Source organism: Paenibacillus sp. FSL R10-2736 (genome assembly GCF_038000245.1).
Lineage (GTDB): Bacteria > Bacillota > Bacilli > Paenibacillales > Paenibacillaceae > Paenibacillus_AQ > Paenibacillus_AQ phytohabitans.
This window is the reverse complement of record NZ_JBBOBN010000001.1, coordinates 4,538,576-4,547,813: the sequence shown is the minus strand read 5'-3', so window position 1 is coordinate 4,547,813 and position 9,238 is coordinate 4,538,576. Positions and strand designations below refer to the sequence as shown.

General features: G+C 46.7%; 9 protein-coding genes. 4 read left to right on the top strand and 5 right to left on the bottom strand.

The features are described 5' to 3' along the window. Positions 1 to 16: 16 nt before the first annotated feature. Together NSQ73_RS19890 and NSQ73_RS19885 are read left to right on the top strand one after the other, a co-directional pair. Positions 17 to 1,213 (top strand): NADH:flavin oxidoreductase, encoded by a 1,197-nt coding sequence (locus NSQ73_RS19890; protein ID WP_340987834.1) that lies wholly within the window; start codon positions 17 to 19, stop codon positions 1,211 to 1,213. 180 nt (positions 1,214 to 1,393) lie between these two features. Further along, on the top strand, positions 1,394 to 1,882 hold the full coding sequence (locus tag NSQ73_RS19885; RefSeq protein ID WP_076244340.1) for an LURP-one-related/scramblase family protein: 489 nt from the start codon (positions 1,394 to 1,396) through the stop codon (positions 1,880 to 1,882). A gap of 14 nt (positions 1,883 to 1,896) precedes the next feature. On the opposite strand, the gene NSQ73_RS19880 is transcribed toward NSQ73_RS19885, so the two are convergent. Then, positions 1,897 to 2,247 (bottom strand): hypothetical protein, encoded by a 351-nt coding sequence (locus NSQ73_RS19880; RefSeq protein ID WP_042135878.1) that lies wholly within the window; start codon positions 2,245 to 2,247, stop codon positions 1,897 to 1,899. Between the two features lie 120 nt (positions 2,248 to 2,367). Between NSQ73_RS19880 and NSQ73_RS19875 the strand changes: the two genes are divergently transcribed. Further along, positions 2,368 to 2,742, top strand: coding sequence for a hypothetical protein (locus tag NSQ73_RS19875; RefSeq protein WP_076244342.1), 375 nt, complete (start codon positions 2,368 to 2,370; stop codon positions 2,740 to 2,742). Positions 2,743 to 2,872: 130 nt separating this feature from the next. On the opposite strand, the gene NSQ73_RS19870 is transcribed toward NSQ73_RS19875, so the two are convergent. From NSQ73_RS19870 to NSQ73_RS19855, 4 genes are all read right to left on the bottom strand, one after another. Then, on the bottom strand, positions 2,873 to 4,084 hold the full coding sequence (locus NSQ73_RS19870) for a CynX/NimT family MFS transporter (protein WP_042135879.1): 1,212 nt from the start codon (positions 4,082 to 4,084) through the stop codon (positions 2,873 to 2,875). A 224-nt stretch (positions 4,085 to 4,308) separates the two neighbouring features. After that, on the bottom strand, positions 4,309 to 4,875 hold the full coding sequence (locus NSQ73_RS19865; protein ID WP_042135880.1) for a helix-turn-helix domain-containing protein: 567 nt from the start codon (positions 4,873 to 4,875) through the stop codon (positions 4,309 to 4,311). An 88-nt stretch (positions 4,876 to 4,963) separates the two neighbouring features. Continuing rightward, entirely contained in the window at positions 4,964 to 6,667 is a 1,704-nt protein-coding gene (locus NSQ73_RS19860; protein ID WP_042141026.1) for a methyl-accepting chemotaxis protein, read from the bottom strand. Positions 6,668 to 6,882: 215 nt separating this feature from the next. Next, complete coding sequence (locus tag NSQ73_RS19855) at positions 6,883 to 7,773, bottom strand: LysR family transcriptional regulator (RefSeq protein WP_336103247.1); 891 nt, start codon at positions 7,771 to 7,773, stop codon at positions 6,883 to 6,885. 108 nt (positions 7,774 to 7,881) lie between these two features. Between NSQ73_RS19855 and NSQ73_RS19850 the strand changes: the two genes are divergently transcribed. Next, a complete protein-coding gene (locus NSQ73_RS19850) occupies positions 7,882 to 9,180 on the top strand; it encodes an adenylosuccinate synthase (RefSeq protein ID WP_042135883.1) in 1,299 nt (432 codons plus the stop codon). Positions 9,181 to 9,238: the final 58 nt, after the last annotated feature.

Sequence of the window (9,238 nt, the reverse complement as noted above, 5' to 3'; positions counted from 1 at the left end):
AATGGGGGACTTACTCATGAGCAGGCAGCATTATAAGGTATATTCCGAAGGAAGAATCGGCAATCTCGTCATGAAAAACCGGCTGGTGCGCTCTGCTACAGGTGAGAGCCAAATGTCGACGGACGGGAAAATATCGCAATCGGTTCTGCAGGTGTACAAGGATCTGGCGCTGGGCGGAGTCGGAACCATCGTTACCGGCGCCATGGCGGCAACGCCGACGGCCAAAAGAACGGAGGGCCAATATTGCATCTACGATGACGAATTCATTCCCGAGGTAGCCAAAATCGCACACACCGTTCATGAGACCGATCCGGAATGCATCGTCATCGCGCAGTTAAACCATCCCGGCCGGCAGGTGCATCACTATGTAACGGCGGACTGCATCGCGCCCTCGGCTGTGGAGTCTCCGATTCTGATCAAAAAAGCCCGGGAGCTGCAGCCGGAAGAAATCGGGCAAATCATCCGGTATTTCGCCAATGCGATTGTCCGGGTTCAAAAAGCCGGGTTCGACGGTGTGCAGTTTCATGCGGCGCACGGCTATTTGCTCAGCTCCTTCCTGTCCCCTTATACGAATCGGCGTACTGACAGGTACGGCGGTTCGGTGCAGAAGCGGGCGAACATTATCCGGGACATCGTTGCGCTGGCGAGAGAGGAAGTTGGCGACTTTCCGATCCTCATCAAGCTGAACTGCGACGATCACGTAGAAGGCGGCATTAACAAGGATAACTTCCCGGAGCTGCTGGACGAAATCGCAACGACCGGCGTCGACGCCATCGAGGTAAGCGGGGGCATGTGGGATTGTCTCGTCCGGTCCGAGGACGAATTAGGCTTTACACCGGTCCCGATTCCCGAAGCAAGAACGAAGATTGGCGGGCTTGCCAAGCAGTCGTATTATTATGATTATATCAAGGATATCCGTCTCTCCATTCCGCTTATCCTGGTAGGCGGACACCGTAATATCGAGCGGATGGAAGAGATCGCGCAGAACGGAAACGCCGATTTCCTGTCGCTGTGCCGTCCGCTTATTTCCGAGCCGGATTTGCCTAACCGCTGGCTGCACGGGGAAGGACTCACCAGGGCGGATTGTATTTCCTGTAACGCTTGCCTGCTTGTACTGCGTAAGGAATTTTGCTGTCCGTATAAGAAATACGGCAAATTGAAGGAGTTATATCTCGCGACGAACGCAGAGAATTGGAGGGAGACCTTCAAGTAGGCATCAAGCCCGGCCGGTGACTGAAATGCCTGAATGCCTGAGCCTGTTCATAGGGTTCAGGCTTTTTTTGTATACATGGGCGTATGTCAATGACTACATTGCTGGTTAATGTTAAATAGTTGCCTCATACTTATAGTATTCAGAAAGCAATCAGACTCTATGACATAGGAGGAGACGGGGATGACGGAGCTTTTTATTAAGCAGAAGGTGTTCAGTCTAAGAGAGAAGTTTACGGTGAAGAATCAGCAGGAGCAGGATGTCTATTATGTAGAGGGCAGTTTTATGCGGATTCCAAAGACATTCTCCATTATGAATACAGCTGATGAGGAAGTCGCACTGATTACCAAGAAGGTATTCAGCTTTTTACCGAAGTTTTTTGTGGAGGTGGACGGCCGGGAGGTGCTTACGATTAAGAAGGAGTTTTCTTTCCTGAAAGCACGCTATACGATAGATTCGGCTGACATTGAGGTGCATGGGAATTGGTGGGACATGGATTTTCAGGTCATCCAACGCGGAGCCGTCATAGGTGAAGTCAACAAGAAGTGGTTCACCTGGGGCGATAGCTACAGTGTTCAAGTATTCAAAGAGGAGATGGAGGCCATCATCATCGCGATTGTGGTCGCCATTGATTGTGTGAAGGCTGACGATGCCGCGGCTTCCCAGCAGTGACTATTACCGTGCAGTTATCTGAAAGCTTTTCTATACTCTCCTTCAATCTGGACAGCGATAACGGAAGCCTCGTCCTGGCCCTCAACTTCATAAAATGGACTCCCCTTCGGGGCAATGGTTGAATCGCCATCCTGCTCCGGCAAGGATTTGTCCGGGTCGATGTACCTTTTTACAGTTCCGATTTCTTTGCCTATCCGCTCTGCTGCTATTGTGTCATCAGTAACTACGTAGGCTTTGTTATTCCATACAATAACTGGTGGGTAGGGAAGTACGGGATATTCGGTAGTGTTATCCTTAAGTGAACACCCTTGAAATATAATGATGAATACAATCAAGATGAAGGTTTTTTTTGAAATTTCATCCACCCACTTGTCTATTATTGAGAGTAATTACCAAATATTTTACGCGTTAACTTCAGAAACAGGAGATCAGGAAGCAGTGACAGCCGAACGTTGTGAAGTGAACTCACTGAAAGGGTGGACTAGATGAGTTTGACAGTTAGTCTAATTGAAAAAAGAGGTATATTAATAGATACTAATCTCCTGGAAGCTCAGGTACCAGCACCACACAATGATTTATTTGGTTTCGAGTCATGCAGAAAAACGCTCTGGGGAAATGAATTAATTAGTGAACTTGGGTGTGAATTAGTACATTCTTTAAAAGATACAGATATTTATGTATTTAATGAGGAGATAGAAAAGCTGAAAAGTGAATTCCTCATTTTGCTAGATAATTTAGATATTATAAGCCAACACACTGACTATATTAAAGACTTTATTGAATTCAGAATAAGAAATGCGCTGGAAATGATAAAGGTAGCACTTCATGAAAAAGATAAGGTTGGAGTTTGGATTGGGTAGCTATGAGTGATAAAGCAATGATTACCAGCTACAAAGCATATTTAGCGGCAGCCATGGATGTAATAATATCCTTGACTGCCGCTGTTTTTTGAGCTAATGTTCTACGTGCTGTACATCCTTGTGGCCGCCATTAACCACGTTGACTTGACTTGCTGCCTACAAAACGGTTACTTGCTGCTCCTATGCCGACTATGAAGAGTAGGACTGAAGCTCCAAGCAGAATGAAGAGCGGCAGGTTCCAGCTGTTTGTGGCATCATGCAGATAACCGATAAGGGCAGGGCCGATTGCGGCAAGTAGGTATCCGACCGATTGGGCCATGCCTGACAGTTCTGCTGCCTGATGCGCGTTATGAGTACGTAACCCGAAAAACATCATGGATAAGCTAAAGGCGAAGCCTCCGCCAATTCCGAGTATTATAATCCACAACAAAATGATATTGGAGCTTCCATAAAGCATTCCTAGCGTTCCTGTCAAAAGTAAAATGGTTGTGATGACCACCAGGGAACGCTGGTTTGACATACGCCCGGCTATAACAGGGACAATAAAGGTAAAGGGAAGCAGCGCTAATTGCATAATTGAGAGATACCATCCTGATTGGTTTAAGTCAATGCCTTGCTGTTGTAGAATTTCAGGCAACCAAGCGATCAGCACATAGAAAATCATGGACTGCGTACCCATAAACAGCGTCACTTGCCACGCAAGAGGTGAACGCCAGACATTCACATCATTGCCAGCCTGCTGTTGGCCCGTCAGGGTTGTTTGCTTCATATGATTTCTCATTTGAGGTAACCAGCAAAGAATCGATATGAAGCTTAGGATTCCCCATATTCCCAAGGACCCCTGCCATTTGAAACCAGCATCCGCGGCTAGCGGTACACTGATTCCCGATGCGACGGCTCCGGATAAACTCATTGAAATTGCAAAAATACCAGTCATGGAACCGATTTTGTGAGGAAAATTACGTTTGATTAGACTCGGTAATAATACATTACAAACCGCAATGGCGAATCCGAGAATTGCTGTTCCAATATACAGATTTACAGCGCCAGATAAAGAACGTACTCCAATACCAACAGTCAAAAAGATCAGGGCAATCAAGATTAAAAGTTCTACTCCATGCTTCCGTCCCAGTTTTGGGACTAGAGGCGATAATAAAGCAAAGGTAAGCAGAGGTACCGTTGTTAAGAGGCCCGCTAAAGTATTGGAAATATGAACGTCATCCCTTATAAGGCTTACTAAAGGACCGACTGAGGTTAAGGGAGCACGTAAATTAGCTGCAATAATGATAATGCCGAGTATTAGCAGCCCAATAGATGATGGTGAATTTTTTTTATTCGGCATTCTTCATTCTCCTACCAGAACAGTATAGTATAATATCCGCGCGGACAACGAAAGTATAATATAATATATTAAAATTGACAATAAGTATTTTATAATTAACGATTTTAAGGAATTTAATTCCTGAATATTTAAAATTATTACATTCGTTAAAAACAAAAATGCAACGCTGCGTTCCCATATATAAATGGAATACAGAGTTGCATATTGTAGTGGGGCTTTGAATTTTAGAAACCATATTTCAAGGCTATATGGAGTACTGTTTCGCTATTCGTATTATTGGTATAAGAGTGAGGACTATCTGCACGAAAACTGATTGTATCATATTGATTCAAGGTGTAACGCTCTCCATTGACCTGAATTTCAATAGAACCCGTCATTACTGTTGCAATTTCAGTTGTATTTACATGATGACCTTCAGGATGGTACGAACTATTAGGGTTTAAATAAGCCCGGCACATTTCAATATCGTTGCTGGCATTTTTGAAGACGGGCTCTATGCTCCAATTCTTATTGTCATTCGAAAACCGGAGCCCTTCGCCTGCCCGGTACAAGCTGACGGGGTCCTCTGATTTGAACAAAGCCAACAGCGGTAATGAGATGCCCTTTGAAATTTTCCATATCATCGCCAGAGTCGGATTGGTCTCTCCGCGTTCGATATTACCCAGAGTAAGTTTGCTTACGCCCGTTGATTCTGCTAAATCCTCCAGACTCATGTTTTTTTCTTTTCTGTACCTTTTCAAGGCACTGCCGATTTGTAATACAAGTTGTTTTGATTCATCGATTTCATCCATTGGATATTCACCTCAACAAATAACTGTATAGCTAGTATATTGTTTATTCTGACTCTTTTCCATACGAGCAGTATTTGATGGTGACTATCTACACTTTAAATTTGTTGATCTGTCCCTGCAATTCTTCTGCCATCTTAGAGAGGAATTCTGCCGACGCTGCAATCTCTTCCATGGAAGCGAGCTGTTCCTCGGTTGCAGCAGATACATTATGAACCCCGCCGGATGCTTCCCCGGCAATGCTGGAGATCTGGCTTATATATCCGACCACTTCATCTGCGCTGGCTGACATTTCTTCTGAACCGGCAGTTACTCCCTGAATGTCATCAGCGACCCTGTTCACGGCTTCGTAGATATGCTCGAATGCTTCTCCAGCCGCTGTAACAATCTCAATTCCGGCTTCGGTTTCATTGCTGTTCACCTTCACAGCCAGGATTGCATGGTTCGTATCATTCTGAATCAGCTGGACAAGATCGGTAATTTTTTGCGCGGATTTCGAGGATTCCTCGGCTAGTTTACGTACTTCTCCGGCTACAACAGCGAAGCCCCGGCCGTGTTCCCCTGCACGCGCAGCCTCGATAGCCGCATTCAATGCGAGCAGATTGGTCTGACTTGCGATAGTATTAATTACCCCGGTAATACTGCCAATCTCAGCAGAGCGTTCCCCCAGACCGGTAACCAGCTCGGTCAGTGAGGATATGGAAGTACGGACGGAGCCCATTTGGTCCACTGCCTGCCGGATAACCTTATTGCCTTCAGCCGATTGATTCGCGGCATCTACAGCGAGTACGGATACGCTCTGGGCAAGGAGGGCGATCTGCTCCGAACCATCGGCCATCTCGCTCATTGCCTGTGAAGAATTATTCACCATCTTCACCTGATTAGAAGTACCAGAGGCTAGTTCCTCGACGGTTTCGGAGATTTGCTCGGAGGCTTTCGTATTTTGCTCTGCACTCGCCAGCAATTCTTCCGAAGAAGCGGCTACCTGCTCGGAAGTCATGGAGACGGATTGAATCATCGCCCGCAAGTTACCAGTCATGGTATTGAAGGAGGCAGCCAATGTACCGAGCTCATCCTTGTTTTTAAGTGTGATGGTTTCACCGGTTAGATCCCCGTTCGCTATAAGCAACGCCGAAGCATTCATTTTCTGAATGGGTCTTGATATCATGGCTGCAATGAAGAAGGCTATAAATAAGGCAATCAGGAAGGAAATAATCGTCACCGCCAAAATGATAATGAATGCACGATTGGCCTCTGACAGTGAATCTTTTGTAGCCTGTCCCGATAAATCACTGCCCATGGCAATTAACTGAGCGAGTGTGTCATTGGCTGTATACCATAACGGGTAAGCCTCTGTATGCAGCCTGCTGGCATCCTCAAAGTTGTTAGCTAACCCAAATTCGATAAAGGCAGGCATTTTCGCCATATAGGCATCATAGTTGGTGCTGAAGGCATTATACATTACCATCGCTTCGTCACTGCCCTCAATGAGGGTAAACAGCTGTTTGCGCTCATCCTCAATTTTGACTTTGAGCTGCTCCAAAGCTTCATTCATCTTCGCAATTTCACTCAGATCCGTCTCAACGATGACGGCAAGAGCCAGCCGCTCCACATCTGAAATGTCACCATTCATCATGCCAAGTAAGCTGACGCTCGGCATCCACTCCTGATCGATTTCCTCGGAGGTTTCGGACATTACATAGATCTGATTTAAGGCATAGGTGCTTACGAAGGCGAGCAGTGCAACCACAACCAGAAATCCCATCAATAATTTCATGCGAATCGTCAACTTCATGCTCCCCAACAGGTTTCTCTGTGTGTCTTTCATGTTTCCCACTCCTCAATATGCTGCGCAAAAATAGGTGTCACATGTATATCGACAGCTTTTGGCATTAATTGAAGATATGAAAATTATAATCATACAAATTTAATGTAATTTCCTGCGTAACAAAGGGAGACACGGAGTGGAAGATTGGATTATGATTGCCTACCCGATTTGCCTGAACGTATTCAGGTCATTCTAGGTAATAGCTCTAAGAAAGCCCGGGTCGCCGAAGATAGAGGGACTCCCCGCAGCGTCGCAATCCCGATCCGCCGTTCAGGAATCGGTGGCTTCAAAGGGATTTCAAAGAGCTTACCGGACTTCAGCTCCTCGGTGATGTAATTCCGCACGACAAAAGCAAGACCAAATCCGCTGCTGGCGAATTGCACGAGAAGATCCACGCTTCCCAGCTCGAATTCAGGCTCCAGCTTTACTCCACATGAAGCGGCATAATGATCCAGATAACGTCTTGTGCTGCTTCCCGGCTCCAGGATCAGCAGAGGATAGTGATGGAGGGCTTCGATGGCAAGCGGGCCTTCTGCCGCCAAATTCTGAAAGTCCTTTCCCCCGACAAGACTGTCCTGGATCGGTTGGCTCTCGTAGAATTCGACCTGTTTGTCAGAGGCAGGCAGACTGACTATACCGAAGTCGATTTTTCCTTCCTTAAGCAGCGTTATTGTCTCTGGTGTCGTCCGGTTAGTGACCCGGATTCTGATCCGGGGGTGCAGGGCATGAAACTGCTCCAGATACGGTAACAGGAAATATTTGCACAACGTGTCACTTGCCCCGATTGCGATTTCTCCGCTGTTCAAGTTATTCATCTCTGCAAGGGCCTTTTCTCCGATATCTACGAAATTGAAAGCCTGCTCCAGGTAATGAAACAGTACCTCGCCTTCCTTGGTCAAGATGACTCCTTTAGCAGTGCGGAAGAACAACTGTCCACCAAGGGAGTTCTCCAGCTGTTTAATGGTATGGCTGACAGCCGGTTGAGTGATATGAAGATGCTCTGCTGCCCGCGATAAGCTGCCAGTTCTGGCAATCCAATAAAAGACTCGGTACCATTCCAAATTGATAGACATTCATATTACCTCTCTTTATACCTAGTATTACTAATATGCATTATTCTAATATACTTTGCTTAGATTATCATTAGTTTTGTAAGCAAATTAGGATTGGAGGCTATGAATATGACAGTAACAGCAATCGTGGGTGCAAATTGGGGAGATGAGGGCAAGGGGAAGGTGACGGACATGATGGCAGCTGCTTCATCTTATGTGGTGAGATATCAAGGCGGAAGCAATGCAGGACATACGATAATTAATCCTTTCGGGAAATTCGCGCTGCGGATGCTTCCTTCCGGGGTTTTCTATTCCAATGTGGTGAATGTTATCGGCCCCGGAGTGGCTGTGGATATCGAAGTGCTGCTGCATGAACTGGAATCATTAACCGTTAGAGGAGTCCCGGCCCCTCAATTACGAATATCGGAGAGAGCCCAAATTGTACTGCCAGTGCACCGGTTGCTGGACGAGCTCGAAGAGAACCGGTTAGGAGGCCGCAGCTTCGGTTCGACGAAACGCGGGATTGCCCCGTTCTATTCCGATAAATATGCAAAGCTTGGAATTCAAATCTCCGGCTTATTCAACAAGGCTTATCTTCGTGAACGTTTGGAAAATCTGTTGGAGAGTAAAAATATACTGCTCCGGCATCTTTATGGACAGTCAACGATTCAGGTAGAGGAGTGGTTAGCCAAGTTAAGCGAGCAGGCAGAGGCTATCGCTCCTTACCTGTGCGATACAACAGCGTTGTTGCATAATGCCTATCGGAATGGAGAAGGGATTCTGCTGGAAGGACAGCTTGGGGCGCTTAGAGATCCTGACCATGGGATATATCCTTTCACGACTTCATCCTCTACACTTGCCGGATATGCTTCAGTAGGGGCCGGGCTTCCGCCGTATTCGATTGAGAAGATCGTAGCGGTAACAAAGGCTTATTCCAGTTGCGTCGGTGCAGGGCCATTCGTTGTGGAAATGGAAGACAGCAAAGGCGATGAGCTTCGAAGCCGGGGTGGAGATGCCGGTGAGTACGGAGCGGTAACAGGACGGCCTAGGAGAGTAGGCTGGTTTGATGCGGTCGCGACGCGATATGGCTGCAGAATCCAGGGAGCAACCAGCGTAGCGCTTACAAACCTGGATGTCCTGGGTTATTTAGATGAGATTCCGGTATGTGTGGGATACGAGATCGGGGGGGAAGTCGTAGACGAATTCCCTTACCAGGATAAGTTAAGCCTGGCCAAACCCGTATATAAACAGTTTCCGGGCTGGAAATGCGATATATCGCAGATTACAAAGCTGGAAGACTTACCGGAAGCCGCAAGAGATTATATCGATTATATAGAATCAGAACTGGGAGTGGGGATTACGACGGTATCTGTCGGCCCGAACCGGGAGCAGGTTATCCTCCGCCAGTCACAGGTGCATAGAGGGTAGGCTAATCCGGAGTATTGCAGCTCAGCAACTAATTCACAATACTCGCGTCTAAAAGAAT

Coding starts and splice junctions, on each gene's coding strand:
- NSQ73_RS19890 (WP_340987834.1), top strand. CDS start 17: ATGAGCAGGCAGCATTATAAGGTATATTCCGAAGGAAGAATCGGCAAT.
- NSQ73_RS19885 (WP_076244340.1), top strand. CDS start 1,394: ATGACGGAGCTTTTTATTAAGCAGAAGGTGTTCAGTCTAAGAGAGAAG.
- NSQ73_RS19875 (WP_076244342.1), top strand. CDS start 2,368: ATGAGTTTGACAGTTAGTCTAATTGAAAAAAGAGGTATATTAATAGAT.
- NSQ73_RS19870 (WP_042135879.1), bottom strand. CDS start 4,084: ATGCCGAATAAAAAAAATTCACCATCATCTATTGGGCTGCTAATACTC.
- NSQ73_RS19865 (WP_042135880.1), bottom strand. CDS start 4,875: ATGGATGAAATCGATGAATCAAAACAACTTGTATTACAAATCGGCAGT.
- NSQ73_RS19860 (WP_042141026.1), bottom strand. CDS start 6,667: ATGAAGTTGACGATTCGCATGAAATTATTGATGGGATTTCTGGTTGTG.
- NSQ73_RS19855 (WP_336103247.1), bottom strand. CDS start 7,773: ATGTCTATCAATTTGGAATGGTACCGAGTCTTTTATTGGATTGCCAGA.
- NSQ73_RS19850 (WP_042135883.1), top strand. CDS start 7,882: ATGACAGTAACAGCAATCGTGGGTGCAAATTGGGGAGATGAGGGCAAG.